This is a genomic window from Segatella copri, assembly GCF_026015465.1.
GTDB lineage: Bacteria > Bacteroidota > Bacteroidia > Bacteroidales > Bacteroidaceae > Prevotella > Prevotella copri_E.
In genome coordinates, this window is the sequence record NZ_JAPDUQ010000002.1 from 14,732 (window position 1) to 33,702 (window position 18,971).

Annotated in this window: 13 protein-coding genes; 9 read left to right on the forward strand and 4 right to left on the reverse strand. The window is 46.3% G+C overall.

Features of this window, described 5'->3' with window-relative positions; all coding sequences use genetic code 11:
• Positions 1–58 precede the first annotated feature (58 nt).
• The 3 genes from ONT08_RS06915 to ONT08_RS06925 are packed head-to-tail and all read left to right on the forward strand — an operon-like array spanning position 59 to position 5,263.
• Positions 59–1,834: a biotin/lipoyl-binding protein gene (locus tag ONT08_RS06915; RefSeq protein ID WP_006847273.1), complete on the forward strand. Its 1,776-nt coding sequence runs from the start codon at positions 59–61 to the stop codon at positions 1,832–1,834.
• Between the two features lie 11 nt (positions 1,835–1,845).
• Complete coding sequence (locus ONT08_RS06920; RefSeq protein ID WP_117727556.1) at positions 1,846–2,382, forward strand: HDIG domain-containing metalloprotein; 537 nt, start codon at positions 1,846–1,848, stop codon at positions 2,380–2,382.
• 16 nt (positions 2,383–2,398) lie between these two features.
• On the forward strand, positions 2,399–5,263 hold the full coding sequence (locus ONT08_RS06925; protein WP_264959586.1) for a putative LPS assembly protein LptD: 2,865 nt from the start codon (positions 2,399–2,401) through the stop codon (positions 5,261–5,263).
• A gap of 113 nt (positions 5,264–5,376) precedes the next feature.
• Here ONT08_RS06925 and ONT08_RS06930 read toward each other — a convergent pair whose 3' ends face one another.
• The 3 genes from ONT08_RS06930 to ONT08_RS06940 all read right to left on the reverse strand — a co-directional run bounded on the left by ONT08_RS06930 (position 5,377) and on the right by ONT08_RS06940 (position 10,448).
• Positions 5,377–7,113 (reverse strand): AAA family ATPase, encoded by a 1,737-nt coding sequence (locus tag ONT08_RS06930; RefSeq protein WP_264959587.1) that lies wholly within the window; start codon positions 7,111–7,113, stop codon positions 5,377–5,379.
• Positions 7,114–7,220: 107 nt separating this feature from the next.
• Positions 7,221–9,770 (reverse strand): transglycosylase domain-containing protein, encoded by a 2,550-nt coding sequence (locus tag ONT08_RS06935; protein WP_264959588.1) that lies wholly within the window; start codon positions 9,768–9,770, stop codon positions 7,221–7,223.
• Between the two features lie 27 nt (positions 9,771–9,797).
• The gene (locus ONT08_RS06940; protein WP_264959589.1) at positions 9,798–10,448 is read right to left on the reverse strand and encodes a DUF308 domain-containing protein; all 651 of its coding nucleotides are present in this window, start codon (positions 10,446–10,448) and stop codon (positions 9,798–9,800) included.
• Positions 10,449–10,730: 282 nt separating this feature from the next.
• Between ONT08_RS06940 and ONT08_RS06945 the strand changes: the two genes are divergently transcribed.
• Together ONT08_RS06945 and ONT08_RS06950 are read left to right on the forward strand one after the other, a co-directional pair.
• Entirely contained in the window at positions 10,731–11,237 is a 507-nt protein-coding gene (locus ONT08_RS06945) for a histidine phosphatase family protein (protein ID WP_118064606.1), read from the forward strand.
• 86 nt (positions 11,238–11,323) lie between these two features.
• Positions 11,324–12,079: an SDR family oxidoreductase gene (locus tag ONT08_RS06950; protein WP_117587184.1), complete on the forward strand. Its 756-nt coding sequence runs from the start codon at positions 11,324–11,326 to the stop codon at positions 12,077–12,079.
• Positions 12,080–12,177: 98 nt separating this feature from the next.
• On the opposite strand, the gene ONT08_RS06955 is transcribed toward ONT08_RS06950, so the two are convergent.
• A complete protein-coding gene (locus ONT08_RS06955) occupies positions 12,178–13,824 on the reverse strand; it encodes a DUF6377 domain-containing protein (RefSeq protein WP_264959590.1) in 1,647 nt (548 codons plus the stop codon).
• Between the two features lie 697 nt (positions 13,825–14,521).
• On the opposite strand from ONT08_RS06955, the gene rfbD reads away from it, so the two are divergent.
• From rfbD to ONT08_RS06975, 4 genes are all read left to right on the forward strand, one after another.
• On the forward strand, positions 14,522–15,394 hold the full coding sequence (rfbD, locus tag ONT08_RS06960) for a dTDP-4-dehydrorhamnose reductase (protein ID WP_117587182.1): 873 nt from the start codon (positions 14,522–14,524) through the stop codon (positions 15,392–15,394).
• A gap of 26 nt (positions 15,395–15,420) precedes the next feature.
• Positions 15,421–16,554 (forward strand): dTDP-glucose 4,6-dehydratase, encoded by a 1,134-nt coding sequence (locus tag ONT08_RS06965; RefSeq protein ID WP_117587181.1) that lies wholly within the window; start codon positions 15,421–15,423, stop codon positions 16,552–16,554.
• 247 nt (positions 16,555–16,801) lie between these two features.
• Positions 16,802–17,764 (forward strand): PCMD domain-containing protein, encoded by a 963-nt coding sequence (locus ONT08_RS06970; RefSeq protein WP_259301875.1) that lies wholly within the window; start codon positions 16,802–16,804, stop codon positions 17,762–17,764.
• 18 nt (positions 17,765–17,782) lie between these two features.
• Positions 17,783–18,958: a BamA/TamA family outer membrane protein gene (locus ONT08_RS06975; protein ID WP_418332022.1), complete on the forward strand. Its 1,176-nt coding sequence runs from the start codon at positions 17,783–17,785 to the stop codon at positions 18,956–18,958.
• Positions 18,959–18,971: the final 13 nt, after the last annotated feature.

The window sequence follows — 18,971 nt, forward strand, 5'->3', positions numbered from 1 at the left end:
AATTTTGCACCTTGGAATTTAATTCATACATCGAATATAAAGAAAAAGAACAAGAATAATGAAGAAGAAAATTCAGTTCAGTCTCGTTTATCGAGACATGTGGCAGAGCTCTGGTAAGTTCCAGCCACGCAAGGATCAGTTGGCTAAAATTGCCCCAGTTATCATCGAAATGGGATGCTTTAGCCGAGTAGAGACTAACGGCGGTGCCTTCGAACAGGTTAACCTCCTGGCAGGTGAAAACCCTAACGATGCCGTACGCGCATTCTGCAAACCTTTCAACGAGGTGGGTATCAAGACTCACATGCTCGACCGCGGATTGAACGCTCTTCGTATGTATCCTGTGCCTGACGACGTGCGCGCCCTTATGTATAAGGTAAAGGCTAAGCAGGGTACCAACATCACACGTATCTTCGACGGACTGAACGATGTGCGCAACATCATTCCTTCTATCAAGTGGGCCAAGGAGGGCGGCATGACTCCACAGTGTGCACTCTGTATCACCAACTCTCCTGTACACACCCTGGAATATTACATGAACATCGCCGACCAGCTCATCGCTGCCGGTGCAGAGGAAATCTGCTTGAAGGATATGGCAGGTATCGGCCAGCCAGCATTCCTCGGCAAGCTCACCAAGATGATCAAGGACAAGTATCCACAGATCATCATCCAGTATCATGGCCATTCTGGTCCTGGTCTCTCTATGGCTTCTATCCTCGAGGTATGCAACAACGGTGCCGACATCATCGATACAGCCATCGAGCCACTGTCATGGGGTAAGGTTCACCCAGACGTAATCTCAGTTATCAGCATGCTGAAGAACGAGGGCTTCGAGGTGCCTGAAATCAACATGAGCGCTTATATGAAGGCGCGTGCTATGACTCAGGAGTTCATCGACGAGTGGCTCGGATATTTCATCAACCCAGGTAACAAGATCATGTCTTCACTCCTGCTCGGTTGCGGTCTCCCAGGCGGTATGATGGGAAGTATGATGGCAGATCTCGGCGGTATGCGCCAGACCATCAACAACATCCGCAAGAAGAAGGGTGAGGAAGAGTTGTCTATGGACGACCTGCTCATCAAGCTCTTCGACGAGGTAGAGTATGTATGGCCACGCGTAGGTTATCCTCCATTGGTAACCCCATTCAGCCAGTATGTAAAGAACATCTCACTGATGAACCTCCTCACCATGGAGCAGGGCAAGGGCCGCTTCGTAATGATGGACGACTCTATGTGGGGTATGATTCTCGGTAAGAGCGGTAAGATTCCTGGAACTATCGACCCAGAACTCGTAGAGCTCGCCAAGAAGCAGGGCCGCGAGTTTACCGACGTAGATGCTCACACATTGCTTACTAATGCCCTCGACGACTTCAAGAAGGAGATGGACGAGAACGGTTGGGATTACGGTCAGGACGACGAGGAACTCTTCGAGCTCGCTATGCACCCAGAGCAGTATCGCAACTACAAGAGCGGACAGGCAAAGAAGAACTTCCTGGCCGACCTTCAGAAGGCAAAGGATGCCAAGCTCGGTACAACCCTTACTCCTGCACAGCTTGCAGAGTTCAAGCATGCCAAGGCAGATGCCATCGTGGCACCAGTAGCCGGCCAGCTCTTCTGGGAATTCCAGGGCGAGGGCGAGTGCCAGCCAGCTGTAGAGCCATATATCGGCAAGGAATATAAAGAAGGTGATGCCTTCTGCTATATCCAGGCTCCTTGGGGCGAGTTTGAAACCATCCCAGCTGCATTGGGCGGCAAGCTCGTAGAAATCAATGCCAAGCAGGGCAGCAAGGTGCGCAAGGGCGATGTTATCGCTTACATCGAGCGCAACGCTGAGTAAATATAATAGAAATGAATTATCAAGCTATTATTGATAAGTATTATCCTGAGGATAATGAGCTTCGGCATATCCTCATCACACATAGCCAATCTGTAGCGCGAAAAGCGCTACAGATTGTTTCGTATCATCCCGAATTGCAACTCGATGCCCAGTTCATCGAAGAAGCAGCTATGCTCCACGACCTCGGCATCTTCATGACCGATGCCCCAGGCATACAGTGTTTCGGCTCGCAGTCCTACATCTGCCATGGACGACTGGGAGCAGAAATCCTGCGCAAGGAAGGATATGAGCGACATGCCCGCGTATGTGAGCGCCATACCGGTGCAGGCATCACAGAGGCACAGATCATAGCACAGAACCTGCCCCTGCCACACCAGGATTTCCTGCCGGAAACCATGGAGGAGAAGGTGATTTGCTACGCTGATAAATTCTTCAGCAAAACTCACCTCGACCGGGAAAAAACAATTGAGAAAGCAGAAAAAAGTCTCATGAAGTTCGGGGAGGAAGGAGTAAAACGCTTCCAGCAATGGGAACGCATGTTTGAATAGAATTCTAATTTATTGAATGAGAAAACAATCGACGATAGCTATGCTGCTGCTCGCTGCCATCTCGTGTATGATGGTGGCTAACCCAGGTACGCCCGATTCGAAAAAGAAAAAGAAGAAAACGGAGAAGACGGAAACCGTGGACAGCGTGGGTGACAGTGTGTTCGTAGACTCGCTGGGCAACGAAATAAAGCCCAAGCTGAAACAGGTTGACGACACCACGCAGATGGACTCGCTGCAGAAAGCTATATGGAAACATAATAAAGTGGTGGATGACAGTATCCGCCTCGACAGTATCGCCAGAAAGAAACAGGGTGGAGTAGACGCACCGGTTAACTATCAGGCGGACGACTCTCTCGTATATGATGCCAAGAACAAGGTGGCATATCTCTACGGAAACTCCAACGTGAAGTATACCAACATGGACCTCAGTTCCGACCGCATCTCCATGGATATGGACAAGAGCAACGTGAAGGCGATGGGTACACCCGACAGTACGGTGGAGGGAGGCATCAAGGGCAAACCTGTCTTCAAGATGGGTAGCGACACCTATGATACCGACACCATCAAATTCAACTTCAAGAGCAAGAAGGCCCTTATTAATAATGTATATACAGAACAGCAAGACGGATTCCTGACCGGTATGAAGTCGAAACGCGACTCATCGGGAGTCATCTATCTGCAGCACGGAAGGTATACCACCTGCGATGATCCGCATCCCGACTTCTACATCTCGCTCTCCCGAGCCAAGGTAAGGCCGGGCAAGGATGTGGTATTCGGACCAGCCTATCTCGTGGTGTGCGATGTGCCTATGCCGCTTGCCATCCCTTACGGCTTCTTCCCGTTCACCAAGAGCTACAGCAGCGGTTTCATCATGCCAACCTACGGCGATGAAACGGCACGAGGATTCTATCTCAGAGATGGCGGATATTATTTCGCCATGAACGATAAATGGGACCTGAAGCTGCTGGGCGAGATTTATACCAAGGGATCGTGGGGACTCTCGGCAGCCAGCAACTACCGAAAGAGATACAAATACTCGGGTTCCTTCTTCTTCAGTTACCAGGATACGAAGAACGGCGACAAGGGAATGCCAGACTATACCGAGCAGGAGAGCTTCAAACTGCAATGGAGCCACCGCCAGGACAGCAAGGCAAGCCCATACAGTTCGCTTTCGGCAAGTGTGAACTTCGCCACATCGAGCTACGAACGCAACAACCTCAATTCGCTCTACAATCCGCAGACGATGACGCAGAGTACGCGAACCTCATCTGTTAACTGGAGCACCTCGTTCTCAAGCATCGGTATGACGCTCAGTTCCACCGCCAACCTCTCGCAGAACATGCGCGATAAATCCATCGCCATGACGCTGCCCGACCTCAACATCAGCATCTCTCGCTTCTATCCGTTCAGAAGAAAGAAGATGGTGGGCGATGAGAAATGGTACGAGAAGATAGCCATGAGCTATACGGGACACATCTCTAACAGCATCAATACCAAAGAGGATAAGCTGATGCACAGTTCACTCATCAAGGACTGGCGCAACGGATGGCAGCATCAGATACCGGTGAGCGCTACATTCACGCTCTTCAAATATCTCAATGTGAACCCATCGTTCAATTTCACTGACCGTATGTATACCAACAAGGTGGAGAGATCATGGGATGAAGCCAGCCAAACGGAGAAATGTGATACCATCTACGGTTTCAACAACGTATATAACTGGAACATGAGCGTAGGTCTCTCTACCAAACTCTATGGTTTCTACATACCAAGCCGCAAGCTCTTCGGAGATAAAATACAGGCTGTGCGCCACGTGTTTACTCCTACGGTGAGTTTCAGTTATGCCCCAGACTTCGGAGCTTCACGCTACGGCTACTGGGACACCTACCAGAAGACCGATGCCGACGGAAACGTATCACTGGTGAGCTACTCGAAGTATGCCAATGCCCTTTACGATGCGCCGGGCAAGGGTAAGAGTGGTAATATCTCGTTTTCCCTGGGCAACAACATCGAGATGAAGGTGAAGAGCGATAAGGACTCTACCGGATACAAGAAACTCAGTATCATCGATGCGTTCGACATCAACATGAGTTACAATACCGCAGCTAAGGTTCGCCCTTGGAGCGATATGAATATCAAACTCAGACTGAAGTGGTGGAAGAACTATACCTTCAACATGGACGCTGTGTTTGCCACCTATGCCTACGAGCTGGACGACCAGAACAATGTTTATGTGGGTACCCATACGGAGTGGGGCAAGGGCAGGTTCGGACGATTCCAGGGTATGTCGCAAAACTTCTCGTTCACACTGAACCCGGAGAAGCTGAAGAAACTCTTTGGCGGGGGCGATGATGAGGACGACAAGAAGGACAGCCAGCGCAATGATGATGACGATGAAGGTCTGGATACCGACATCGAGAGCAACGTAGACGACAGCATGGAGAAGGGTAAGACGGCAGCCAAGAAGGGCGGCAAGGCTGAAACGGATTCAGATGGTTATATGGCGTTTAAGATGCCATGGTCGCTGACCTTCGGTTATGGTGTAACAATGCGCGAGGATACGCGAAGAGAAAAGTTCAATGAGAAGACGATGCGCTATGCATATAAGTTTACCCAGACTCTAAACATGAGTGGTAACGTAAGAATCAGTGATGGCTGGAACATCAGTTTCTCATCCGGTTATGATTTTGACAACCACAAGATCAGTATGACCACCGCCAGTCTGGCTCGTGATCTTCACTGTTTTAACATGAGCTGTTCTGTGGTTCTCGCTCCATATACGAGCTACAACTTCACCTTCCGTTGTAACGCAGCCACCCTGACAGATGCGCTGAAATACGACAAGCGCAGCGGTTATTCGAACGCTGTACAATGGTACTAGATGATAGCTTATAGTTGAAAGTTTCCAGTTGATAAAGCTTTTCAGCTTATAGATAAAACAAAAAAACAGGCAAGTGATTTTGCCTGTTTTTTTTGTTTTATCTATATTGCTTTTTACCTTTTTACTTTTAAAAGCCTTTTTTTCGCCTCCGGGTGCTCAGGATAAAGGGTAAGGGCCTTGCGGTAATTCATGATGGCAGCCTCTTTCATTCCCTCTTTTTCGCACTCCTTCCCCATAATCACATACTCCGTGGCAAGGCGCTTGAGGAACTTCTGCTGCTTCTCCTTCTCTTCATTCTTCTTTCTTATTTCTTCGCGCAACCGCTCGTTCTCTGCCTGAAGCTCGTTCACCCTGTTCAGCTTTCTGCGGATGAAACGCTTGGCAAGCGGCTGCTCGATATCATAACGGCTGTGGATGGCAAGGAAGAAGTTGTCGAGAGCCGACTGCATATCGCCCCTGTCAAAGGCCTTGACGGCATCATGATACTGCTTGTCGGCCTTACTCTGGGTAAGCGCTGTGTTGATGGTGCTCTGGTCGTTATAATGACGGGCAAACTGCTTGACATCATTGCGCACGAAAACATCACTCTGACGCAACGGCTCCTGAAGACTGATGCCCTCGAGACTGGTGCAGCGGGACAAGGCAACATACGTCTGTCCGCCCGCAAAGACACCACCCGTGAAATCAATCTTCACCTGGTTGAAGGTGAGGCCCTGGCTCTTATGAACCGTTATCGCCCAAGCCAGACGGATGGGGTACTGCTCGTATCTGCCAATCTCTTCCTCCTCAATCTTTTTCTCAACCTCATTGAAATGGTATCTCATGTTGCTCCATGCCGCAGGCTCCACCATCACATCCTTGCCTTCCTCGGTGCGCACATAAATCTTGGCATCCTCATCCTCATCAAAACCGATGATGGTGCCCAGCGTGCCATTCACCCACTGATGCTCGATATCATTCTTGATGAAGATAACCTGAGCCCCCGTCTTGAGGTACAGCTCGATAGGGGTAGGGAGACTGCTCTCCGGAAACTCGCCCTGTATGTGGCCACGGAAGAGGCAAGGCTCTCCCGGAAGACGCTGGAGTTGGCTGTCGTTGATGTAATCTACCGTATCGCGGCGTGTAGAGAGGGTGATGGCAAGTTTGGAATCGCTCTCATCGAGCTGGGCTCCCACGCGCTGGTTGAGGCGCTGGAGATCCTGCATGGGCACCTGAGACGTGCGGATATGGTCGAGGATGCTGATGAAAACGGGATCGCTCTGACGGTATACCTTCTTGAGTTCAATGCTCACGAGCTTGAAGTATTCGAACACCTTGGCATTGAAGAAGAAACTGCTGCGGTAGAAGGGGCTGAGCAGACGGCGGTCGTCCTCTCTTACCACAGGCTCCAGCTGGAAGATATCGCCCACCAGAAGCAGCTGCTTGCCCCCGAAAGGCTCTCGCATGTTGCGGCAATATACCCGCAATATCTTGTCCAGGAAATCGATGATATCGGCACGAACCATACTGATCTCATCGATGATGATGAGCTCTACCTCGCGGATAATCTTTATCTTCTCTGAATTATACTTCAGGGTGTTGCGGATGTTGCGGACGGAATACATGCTGTCGTTGGGTAGCAGCGGGTGGAAAGGAAGCTTGAAAAAGCTGTGGAGCGTGCTTCCTCCGGCGTTGATGGCCGCAATGCCTGTTGGGGCAAGAATGATATGTTTCTTCTTGGTATTAGCGGCTATATAACGTAAAAAAGTAGATTTACCCGTCCCCGCCTTTCCGGTAAGGAAAAGCGAACGACGGGTAAACTGTATGATTTGGAGTGCATTCTGCAACTCCGGGTTGTCGAGATCAATCATTGTATTTAATTTATAGTTTATAATTTATAGTTTATAGCATAAGCCACATTAAATCGCCTTCTTGCTAAACGGCGTAGCCGCTATAAACTATAAACTATAAACTAAATTTAAAGATCATCGAAGTTGATTGGCTGCTCGGTTGGCTTGGCCTTCTTCTTCTCTTTCTTTTCTTCTGTGGTGGCAGTACCGGTGGCAGATTCGCTTTCAGCCTTCTTGGCAGGAACCTCGCGGATGATAGGGTTGCCTTCGTCATCGAGAACAATCTCTTCCTGGAAGGCGGTACTGTCTACCTTGGTGGTATCTACCTTTGGCTTTGGTGCATAGCTTGCACAGATGTACATATCGCTGGTGATATCGCTGTCCTGTGGCTTGTCAAACTTGCCGTGATACTGCTGGAAGGCTGGGTCGCCAAAGACACTCTGGAGGAAGTAACCGCACACAGGAAGAGCGGTTCTCGAACCCTGACCCAAGGCTCCGGTGCGGAAGTGGAGACAGCGGTATTCGCCTCCTACCCAGGCACCAACTACGAGCTTAGGGCTCACACACATGAACCAGGCATCGGAGTGGTTATTGGTGGTACCTGTCTTTCCACCGAACTCTGTATCACGGTAGTTGCCTACATAGCCCCAGAGACTCTGGGATGTACCTCCCGGCTCCTTCATACCGCCCTGTAAGAGCTGCTGCATGAGGAAGGCACTCTTGTAAGGTATTACCTGCTCTTCTGTAGAAGGACCCTCGTAAACCACCTTACCATCGTGGTCTACAATCTTGGTAACCAATACCGGATCGTGGTGCTTGCCATTGTTGGCAATGGTGCTGTAGGCGCATGCCATCTCCAGAAGGTTGACATCGCTGGAACCGAGGGCGAGAGAAGGGGTGTCATCCAGCGGACTGTTGATACCCATCTTCTTGGCTGTCTCGATGATGCGCTTGATGCCCATCTCCTGTCCTAATCTTACAGCCACAGAGTTGATACTCTTGGCAAAGGCACTCTTCAATGGGATACTGTCGCCCGAGAACGAACCATTGGCATTGGATGGACGCCAGATGGTCATTTCGTGCTTCTTCTTATCGTATACCTCCATAGAGATATATTCGTCGCGACGCTTGTCACAAGGGGTTAAACCCTGATTCATCGCCTCGGTATAAACAAAGAGCTTGAAGGTAGAACCAGGCTGGCGCTCGGCTGTTACCTTGTCATACTTCCAGTGGTCGAAGTCGATATCGCCCACCCATGCCTTTACTGCTCCGGTCTGTGGCTCCATGGCTACAAAGGCGCAGTGCATGAAGGTGGTCATATACTTGATGGAGTCTTCTGATGTCATGTTCATCGTGATGCTGCCCTTGTCATAATCGAACACCTTAACCGGGTGAACCCACTCCTTATAGTAATAGTTTACTGAGTCGGGATTATTAGGGAAGCGGGCTACCAATGCCTTGTAGAATGGCTGGCGCTCGGCGATGCCCTGGATGAAGTTTGGTATCACGTTGTGGTTCTCATCCTGCCAAGGATCCTGACCCATCCAGTTGCCTTTGCCTGCCTGGGTACGGCGGATGCTCCAGTGGTTGTTGAAGTTCTGCTGTACCTGTTTCATCTGCTTGCGGGCTGCATCTTCTGCATACTTCTGCATGCGGGTATCGATGGTGGTATAAATCTTCAAACCGCTGGTATAGAGGTCGTAACCTTCGTCTTTACACCAGTCTTTCAGGTAGTTGGCTACTGCCTCACGGAAGTATTTAGCCTGTCCGTCGTAGTTTTCTTCTACCTTGAAATCGAGCTTGATAGGCTCATCTTTCAGTTCATTGTATCTGTCTTTTGAGAGATCGCCATGTGTCACCATATTATATAATACGGTGTTGCGGCGTGCAAGACTGTTCTCCGGGTTGGTGCGTGGGTTGTAGTAGGTGGTAGCCTTGAGCATGCCTACGAGCACGGCAGCCTGACCGGTGGTCAACTCCTTAGGGGTGGTGTTGAAGTAGGTCTTCGCAGCGGTTTTGATACCATAGGAATTGCTACCGAAATCTACCGTATTAGCATACATGGTGATGATTTCCTTCTTGCTGAACACCGTTTCGAGTTTAACCGCGATGATCCACTCCTTGCTCTTGATGATGAGCAGGCGGAGTACAGGAATCTTGCCCAGCAAACCGGTAGAATATTGCGAACGTACACGGAACATGTTCTTCGCCAGCTGCTGTGTGATGGTAGAAGCACCGCGCCCGTTATGATGGAGGAGTGCATCCTTGGCAGCAGCAAACACACCGATAGGATCGATACCGATGTGCTTGTAGAATCGTTCATCCTCGGTATCTACCAGTGCCTTGAAGAAATCAGGTGTTACCTCATCATATTCTACCGGAGTACGATTTTCGTTGAAATACTTGCCGATGAGCTTTCCATCAGCCGAATAGATTTCAGAGGCCTCTGAGGTCTGTGGGTCCAGGATGCCTGAGAAATAGCCAGGTGACTTGCCGAAGAGCCATAAGAAGTTGATATCTACTGCGCCCAGATACAAGATGAAGGCGACTATACAACTTGCCAAGGCAACGAGGGTCTTGGTATACCACGCTCTGCCCTGATACAATCCTTTGTACCAGGTACAGAATGCGCGAAACTTTTGCCATAACCAGGCAAAGAGAGACTTAATTTTATTCATATATGATGATATAATGATTTCGTTGTTTTACTCTTCGTTCTTCACTTCCTCTACATCCACATAAATCTCCTTTGAATCCTGTTTCTGCTGCTGGTTCTTCAGCCAGATTCTCTTGTTGTTGGAGACTTTAAAGGCGTTGAGAAGCTCTACTACTCCATAGATGAGCATACCCCAACCGATGATGAAAAGAGGAGCAGAGGCGATGGCTGAAGGCTTAATGATGGCGAGCAGACCCAGCAGAAGAAGGGCTGAAGGGAAGAGCCAGAAGAGAATGCCTACGCGTCCCATCTTAGCTGCTGAAGCCAGGTTGGCAAACTGGGTCAGAGCACCCAGAATCAGAATGAATGCCAGGATGAACATCAGCCAGGCGATAAACACCTGAGGCATCAGGGCAAGCAGCAATCCCAGGATAAGACTGCCTACACTCACAAGCGGGAATTTAGGTATCATACCCATGATAGGCTTACCATTGGAATCATACAGAATCTGGCCCTGCATCTTCTCTGCATTGCGCTTGGCTGCCCAATAACTGGCAAGGGAGATGACACCTGAAAGGAAAAACAAAACACCGATGGCGATGGTTATCCAGGTGACGGTCTGCTCACGATATTGGATGAGCAGGACTCCTACGATGATGGCGCATACTGCGCGGAATATTGAACTGTGTATTACCTTCATACTAAAACTGATTTTGTTATTTCGGGGCAAAGTTACGAAAGAAATCCGAAACTAGCAAGAAGTTTTTTATATAAACTTAAATTATTGCTATATTTAACGCTAATTATTGCTATATTTAACGCAAATTATTTGTTGGTCTCGATAGAAAGCCGTAATTTTGTAAGCAAAATCAGAATCATGATGTCTTGGAAAGAGACTTAGTGAAAGTAAAAACTATGTCTGGAGTATAGACTTAGGAAAAGTAAAAACTCATTTTTGATATAGACGGAAAAAGTAAAGACAATGACAAAATTATATTTGGTGCGCCATGGTGAAACGGTGGATAACAAGGCGCAAATTATGCAGGGACAAACACCGGGAAAACTCAATATGAAAGGTATTGAGCAGGCTGAGGAAGTGGCCAGGAAAATGGCGGGTACACCTATCGATGTTTTCGTATCGAGCGATCTCTATCGCAGTATACAGACCTGTGAAATTATCGCCGGCTCGCATCCCGTTGTCACCACTCCCTTGCTCAGAGAGCGCGATTGGGGCGATTTTACGGGTAAATTCATCCCTGACCTGCCGAAGGACCCAAAGGATTGGCCGGACAACATAGAGACGCTGGAAAAGATGAAATCAAGAGCCCAGAATTTCCTTACCTGGCTCAAGGTTACTTATCCTGACCAGACCGTTCTTGCTGTGGGGCATGGCATCATCAACAAGGCTATCCAGAGTGTTTATTATAAACGTCCGATGAACCAGATAGAAAAAATGGCGAATGCTGAGGTCAGAGTCCTTATTCTTTAAGTGAAGAGTGAAGAATTCAATTGCTTCGCTAATCATAAAGTTCAAAGTATCAAAAGTTCTAAGTATAATTCAAAGTATCAAAGAATATGAATAAAATTGCTCTTATTACAGGCGCAACAAGCGGTATTGGTGAAGGTTGTGCACGTCGTTTTGCCCGTGGCGGCTATAACCTGATTCTTACAGGTAGAAACACGGGAAAGTTGGAAATCCTGAAGAAAGAACTCGAGGCTGAGGGCGTTGAGGTGCTTGCCTTGGCTTTCGATGTGCGTAACCGTGAAGCTGCCAAGAAAGCGGTGGATTACATCCCTGAGGAGTGGCGCAATGTGGATGTGCTTATCAATAATGCGGGACTCGCACGTGGATTGGAACCTGAATATGAGGGCGATTTTGAAGATTGGGACCAGATGATTGATACCAATATTAAGGGCCTCTTAACCATGACTCGTCTGATAGTACCTGGTATGGTGGAGCGTAATCATGGTCATGTAATCAATATAGGTAGTGTGGCGGGTGATGCTGCTTATGCTGGAGGTAATGTATATTGTGCTACCAAAGCGGCTGTAAAGGCTATTACAGACGGCTTGCGTATTGATGTGGCACATACGAAAGTGCGTGTTACTAATGTGAAACCGGGTTTGGTTGAAACAAACTTCTCTAACATCCGTTTCCATGGTGACCAGAATCGCGCAGACAACGTTTACCGCGGCATAGAGCCTCTGAACGGTGATGACGTGGCTGATGTAGCCTTCTATGCTGCAAGTGCCCCGGAACACGTGCAAATAGCTGAGGTGCTGGTTCTTGCTACGCATCAGGCTAACGGAACCGTGATACACAGAAGCTAGTTAATAGTTTACAGTTAATAGTTAATAGTTTATAGAGGCTGCGCCGTTGAGCAAGATAGCCAAAGCGGTTTATGCTATAAACTGTAAACTATTAATTATTAACTATTAATGATGTGGCAAAGCTGATTGATATCTGATTCGAATGTATCTCGATTAATCGCCTTTGCCCGCATTCCAGACTTGTAGTTATAGATGGTCTGGGTGGAGTAATGCAGCAGGGTGGCAATCTCCTGGCTGTCGGTTACACCCAGTCGCATCAGGGCAAAGATGCGAATCTCAGTAGTCAGGTCGTGAGTAGTAGGAACTTCCATTTGACATTCTGGCAGCAGAAGCTTGTTCAATTCTGTAACGAAACCCGGATACAACTCCATGAATGCCTTATCGAACCGGTTGTAGAACATCTGTGATTCCTCTTCTTCCAATTTATGGGTGTTGAGACTCTTCAGCAAATCGGCGGTCTGGTTTGCCTTGATCTTACGGCTTACCAGTTTGCGGTAATCTGATAACTTGCTGATATAAGCCGCACTGATGTCCATAAAGAGGCGCATGTAGGTCTCTCGCTTGATATTGGTCTCTACCAGCTGCTGGTTCAGTTCGGTGAGCTGTGCATTCATCTCTTTCTGCTTCTCGTTCTGTTCTTCAATCTCAGCCTTGTTTTTCTTCAGTCTGTTCTTCTGTCGGTTGTTGACTAAGGAGAGGATGAGGATGATGACCAGCGCTATGCTTACACCAATGAACCCCCAAAGAAAGCGGGTACGAGAGCGCTCGGCAGCCTGCTGGTTGGCTGAAGCGATGACTGGAAGGATGTTGGAAATCTCCATCATGCGCAGTTGGTTGTTGAAGAATTGTGCATCTTCCATCGTGTGCTGGATATATTTGGCAGCTCTCTTACTGTTGCTCGCATCCTTTTTAAAGATGTAGTAGGCTAGCTTTTGAAGCGCAACAGTTTCTTTGAGTTGGCACAATCCATCGCTCACGGATGCCTCTACGAGATATTCCTCGTAAAGGTCGAATTTGCCGGTATTTTTGTAATATCTGGCTATACCATAAGCCGACATGGCATGTATGCGGGATTTGGCTGGCGACATCTTCAGTGCCTTCAGATAATAGTTGAGCGATTCCTTGCTGATAGGGTTGTGGAGATAGGCGTATTCGCCCATGAGATACTGATAGAAGACGTTATGCTTATTGTTTTCGTTGAAACTCTGTATCAGAAGGGTCATATACTGTTTTTTCTGGGCACGGAATTCTTCGGCATAATCTGAGTTCTTGGCGTATGATTCCCAATAGTTGTAGAGCCAGGCGTATGTGAAGTAATAGTATTGCTTCAGCTGGTATGGCATCTCATCAGGATTGAGCGATTGGAGTAAGCTTTCTGCTTTGCCATAAAATCCCCTCACCGAGAGTATGGACGCCCGGTTTATCTGGTTACGTAATATATAATAGGTGTTATGACATTTTTCTGCCAATTCAAGCCCCTGTTTCATATATGCGTATGCTGAGTCGTAGCGATAAGCACTATAGGCATGATATATGCTGTCAAGAAACAGTAGTCGGGTTTGGTCGTCTTCAGCTTCATAAGCTTGCCGCTTCAGATGTTTCAATTCCTTTTCCTTGATTCCCTGATAATATTGGTCGTTTTCAATCATCTTGTCAATACAATCCAATAAAGTCTTCTCGTCCGTTTTGCCTTGAGCAGCCAATGGCATAGTAAGCAAAAGAAGTAAATATATAAGTAGTTTCATCTTTAATGCTTCTTTATAATTATAACAAAATCGTCTTTTAAATGTCATTTTCGTCCTTTTGTCCGTTTTGTGGTGCAAAGATACAAATTTCCTTTCATATAATGCCATTTACTTTAGATAAAAATAGTTAATATATTAAAGCGTCTGATTCTTAATGAGTTATCTGTTTCTTTGGTAGACTGATTTTTTACCAAAATGCTACTTAGGTATACAACTTTGAAAAAAATGATATAACTTTGCAAACGAAATCAGAAAACAGTAGTTTTTATGGTTTAATTACCACTTCAAGTCTTCTAAAAGTATTTAATGATAAAGAAAATTCCTTTTGTTGATTTAGTATGTTGATTTAAATAGGAAAACAGGTTTAGTTTATATTAGGGAAAAAAGGATTGGTAATAGACTAGGCTACTTGATGATTCAAGTTTGCCCTTAAAGGCAAAGCTTATCTATTATGTTTTAGGGAAAACCGCCATGCTTTTGTGAAAAAGTGTGGCGGTCTTTGTTTAATATATGTTAGTTTCTTCTCTTTTCTTTTCTTTTTTTTGGTCAACTCAATTTTTTTTTTTACCTTTGCCACATATTTTATATATATAGGTAGTAGTAAATAGATTTCGAGAGAAAAAATCAGTTTTCTTCATGTGTAGAGGGAAATGGTAAGTAGACTTTAAAATATTATATTGAATAAAATATTAAAACAATGAATATATTAGTAACAGGCGCTAATGGTCAATTGGGACATGAAATGCAAATCTGTGCCCCAAAAAGCAATCACAAGTTTGTCTTCACCGATGTGGCTGAAGGCTATGAAAAACTGGATATCACCAATCTTGACGCTATCCGAGAAAAGGTGAGGGAGAATGATATTCAGGTAATTGTTAACTGCGCTGCTTATACCAACGTAGATAAGGCTGAAACAGATTACGATCTGGCTAATCTGCTCAACAATACTGCTGCGGGAAATTTGGCACAGGCTATGAAGGAGGTAGATGGTACTTTGATTCATGTATCTACCGACTATGTTTTTCAGGGCGACAAGAATATACCTTGCCGTGAAGATTGGGAAACGAATCCTTTGGGGGTATATGGTAAAACGAAACTTGCAGGCGAAAAGAGTATTGAAGCTACTGGATGCAAGCATATCATCATCCGTACAGCATGGCTCTACTCGCAGTGGGGTAAGAACTTCGTGAAGACCATGCAGAGTCTCACGGCAAGCCACGACACCCTGAAGGTGGTCTTCGACCAAGTGGGTACTCCAACTTATGCTGGCGACCTGGCTGCTGTCATCTCACATATCATCGAAACTGACCAGTTGGATAAGACGGGCATCTACCACTTCTCTAATGAGGGTGTCTGCTCTTGGTTTGATTTCGCTAAGATTATCTGCGAACTGAGCGGAAATACTTGCGATATACAGCCTTGCTACAGCGAGGAGTTCCCAAGCCCAGTGAAGCGTCCTCACTTCTCTGTACTTGACAAGAGTAAGCTGAAGCAGACTTTCGGATTTAAGGTGCCATACTGGACTGACAGTTTGAAGAAGTGCATCGCTGAATTGGCGGCAGCAAAATAATTATTAATTATAAATTATTAATTGAAATGAAGAATATCATTATCACGGGCGGTGCTGGTTTCATCGGCTCACACGTAGTAAGACTTTTCGTGAACAAATATCCTGAGTATCACATCATCAACCTCGACAAGTTGACATACGCAGGCAACCTGGCTAACCTCAAGGACATCGAGGACAAGCCTAACTATACTTTCGTAAAGGGTGATATCTGTGATTTCGACCTGATGTTGAAACTGATGCAGGACTATCAGGTGGATGGCATCATCCATCTCGCTGCCGAGAGCCACGTAGATAGAAGTATCAAGGATCCATTCACTTTCGCTCAGACCAACGTGATGGGTACTCTGTCTCTGCTCCAGGCGGCAAAGATTTACTGGGAAAGTCTTCCTGAGGGATACGAGGGTAAGCGCTTCTACCACATCTCTACCGATGAGGTTTACGGTGCCTTGCAGATGACTCATCCTGAGGGCATCCCTGCACCATTCACTACCAAGGCATCCAGCGATAAGAACCACGAGGCTTACGGCGAGGAATTCTTCTTGGAGACAACCAAGTACAATCCTCACTCTCCATATTCTGCATCCAAGGCAAGCTCAGACCACTTCGTCCGTGCTTTCCACGATACATACGGTATGCCTACCATCGTGACCAACTGCTCCAACAACTACGGTCCATACCAGTTCCCTGAGAAGTTGATTCCGCTGTTTATCAACAATATTCGTCATCGCAAGCCATTGCCAGTATATGGTAAGGGTGAGAACGTGCGCGACTGGTTGTATGTAGTAGATCATGCCCGTGCCATCGATATGATTTTCCACAAGGGTAAGATTGCCGAGACCTATAACATTGGTGGTTTCAACGAGTGGAAGAATATCGATATCATCAAGGTGGTTATCAAGACTGTGGATAGATTGCTCGGCAGAAAGGAAGGCGAGGATATGGATCTCATCACTTATGTAACAGACAGAAAGGGTCACGATATGCGTTATGCTATTGACTCTAGAAAGTTGCAGAAGGAACTCGGCTGGGAGCCATCTCTCCAGTTTGAGGAGGGTATCGAGGAGACCGTAAAATGGTATCTCGATAACCAGGAATGGATGGATAATGTAACATCGGGTGATTACCAGAAGTATTACGATAATATGTATTCAAACCGATAATAGCTTTTGGAGTAATCGGAACATGTTTTTATTGTAACCGGTGCAAGAGATTTTGTTTTGTATATTGAATCAGGAGTCCTGTATTTGTTTATAACAGCAAATGCAGGACTTTTTTGTTTTATGGCAATTAAAATGCAGTAAATATATTATTATTTCTTAATTTTTTATGCTTTATGTCGAAGAAAACTGAAAACTAGAAAATATTTTTCTATCTTTGCAGCCTTAATGATATATAAAAGAAACGGATATGAAGAAAAAAATAATATCAGGCATCGTTATGGCGGTTGCTACCTTGTCGTGCCTTCCCGTTAAGGGACAGGAAAAGGTGGTTCCTTTTAAATATGGTAATATGGACCACTGGGTAATCAGGAATATCAAAGAATCAGGCATTATCGGAGGAAATCAGAAAAAAGTTTATGCCGTTGGACCTAATATGACTATCAATGGTAATATTCCTTATAGCAATAAGGGTGGTTCGCCTTGGGGTTCCTCTAATGTCCTGGCACATGTATCGGGCATCTATAAGACGAATAACTCTGTGTTTCGTGATAAACATGGTAGTGGATATTGTGCCAAACTGGTAACCCATATAGAGAAAGTAAAAGTGCTGGGACTCATCAATATCAAGGTTTTGGCTGCCGGTTCTCTCTTTCTGGGTGATGTTCGTGAACCGATAACAAGTACCAAGGATGGTCCTAAAGCCATAAACTGGGGTATACCATTCACCGCACGTCCTAAGGCTTTGCGCTTTGATTATAAGACTTCTTTTCCTAATGCAGCCAATCGTATCAAGCAGAATGGATTTAGCGGAGCCTCTACGGTTGCAGGTCGAGATCATGCTATAGCTGTGCTCTATCTGCAGAAACGGCATGAAGATGCTAAGGGAAATATAACAGCTAAACGTGTGGGTACGATGGTAGTCAGATTCGGAAAGAGTACCGATAGATGGGTGGAAGATGCTACCTATACAATCCATTATGGCGATATCCGCCACATGGCAGGTTATCAGGCTGCTACTATGGGACTGCGATCCACTGACTATGCCCGTAACAGCAAGGGTAAGAGTGTGCCGGTAAAAGAAGTAGGATGGGCGAGTGCTAACGAAAAACCTACTCATCTGATTCTTCAGTTCTCCTCATCCGATGGTGGAGCCTATATCGGAACTCCAGGCAATACCTTGTGGATTGATAATGTAGCATTAGTGTATTAAAATAATAAAATCAACAAAATGAAGCATATTCTGACAATACTTATTATGATGTTGGCATTGGGCAGCTATGCCTCTGAGCTTTCTGTAACCGATAGTATCTCATCTGCAGAGAAGGTGGATACGATGGCTTTACGTGCCGGGAAATCATGGGTGAACCGGATTCTTGACTACTTTAATGATTCCAACAAAAACAAGAAGCATAAGCGTTTCGATTTTAGTGTGATAGGTGGTCCTCATTATGCCTCTGATACCAAGTTTGGATTGGGATTGGTGGCAGCAGGACTATACCGTACTGATCCGAATGACAGTATTCTTCCTCCTTCTAATGTCTCGCTTTATGGTGATGTCAGTTCTGTAGGTTTCTATATGTTGGGTGTCCGTGGTAACCATATTGCTCCTAAAGGAAGATATCGCATCGATTATCACCTTTATTTCTATTCTTTTCCCGCTGATTTTTGGGGAATAGGCTATGAGATGGGCGATAACGATGCCAATAAGAGTGACATGAAGCGTTGGCAGGCTCAGGCTGAAGTTAGCTTCCTGTTTCGTGTAGCAGATAATTTCTATATCGGACCGATGGCGAGTTATGACTATGTAATAGGTAAACATATTGAGCGTCCGGAATTACTGCAAGGCATGGATCAGCATACTTGGAATGTAGGAGCTGGCGTTTCTCTGGTATATGATAACAGAGATAATCTTACGAATCCACATCGTGGTATCTGTTTGAATATCAATCAGATGTTCAGACCTGGATTTATGGGAAATGATTATGCTTTCAGTACGACGGCATTTCGTTTTGATGCCTATCAGCAACTGGGTAAGGGAACGGTTCTTGCCGAGGACATTGGGGCTAACCTCAACTTTGGCAATCCTTCGTGGGGAATGATGGCTGAATTGGGTGGTACTCATTCCATGCGTGGCTATTATGAAGGCCGTTATCGCGATAAGCATTCTCTGGAAGCAACGGTTGAGTTGCGCCAACATGTATGGAAGCGTAATGGCATCGTAGTGTGGGTTGGAGCAGGAACCATCTTCCCGAAATTCTCGGCATTGCGCTCTAAACAGATTTTGCCGAATGCCGGTGTAGGTTATCGCTGGGAATTTAAGAAGAATGTGAATGTACGTCTGGATTATGGATTCGGTAAGTCGGGGCAGTCTGGTTTTCTCTTCAATATCAATGAAGCGTTTTAGTAATAATGCTCTT

Bases quoted from the DNA above. Each gene is read 5' to 3' on its own strand.
- ONT08_RS06950 (WP_117587184.1), top strand. From the start codon at position 11,324: ATGAATAAAATTGCTCTTATTACAGGCGCAACAAGCGGTATTGGTGAA.
- ONT08_RS06965 (WP_117587181.1), top strand. From the start codon at position 15,421: ATGAAGAATATCATTATCACGGGCGGTGCTGGTTTCATCGGCTCACAC.
- ONT08_RS06920 (WP_117727556.1), top strand. From the start codon at position 1,846: ATGAATTATCAAGCTATTATTGATAAGTATTATCCTGAGGATAATGAG.
- ONT08_RS06970 (WP_259301875.1), top strand. From the start codon at position 16,802: ATGAAGAAAAAAATAATATCAGGCATCGTTATGGCGGTTGCTACCTTG.
- ONT08_RS06935 (WP_264959588.1), bottom strand. From the start codon at position 9,770: ATGAATAAAATTAAGTCTCTCTTTGCCTGGTTATGGCAAAAGTTTCGC.
- ONT08_RS06915 (WP_006847273.1), top strand. From the start codon at position 59: ATGAAGAAGAAAATTCAGTTCAGTCTCGTTTATCGAGACATGTGGCAG.
- ONT08_RS06940 (WP_264959589.1), bottom strand. From the start codon at position 10,448: ATGAAGGTAATACACAGTTCAATATTCCGCGCAGTATGCGCCATCATC.
- ONT08_RS06975 (WP_418332022.1), top strand. From the start codon at position 17,783: ATGAAGCATATTCTGACAATACTTATTATGATGTTGGCATTGGGCAGC.
- ONT08_RS06955 (WP_264959590.1), bottom strand. From the start codon at position 13,824: ATGAAACTACTTATATATTTACTTCTTTTGCTTACTATGCCATTGGCT.
- rfbD (WP_117587182.1), top strand. From the start codon at position 14,522: ATGAATATATTAGTAACAGGCGCTAATGGTCAATTGGGACATGAAATG.
- ONT08_RS06925 (WP_264959586.1), top strand. From the start codon at position 2,399: ATGAGAAAACAATCGACGATAGCTATGCTGCTGCTCGCTGCCATCTCG.
- ONT08_RS06945 (WP_118064606.1), top strand. From the start codon at position 10,731: ATGACAAAATTATATTTGGTGCGCCATGGTGAAACGGTGGATAACAAG.
- ONT08_RS06930 (WP_264959587.1), bottom strand. From the start codon at position 7,113: ATGATTGATCTCGACAACCCGGAGTTGCAGAATGCACTCCAAATCATA.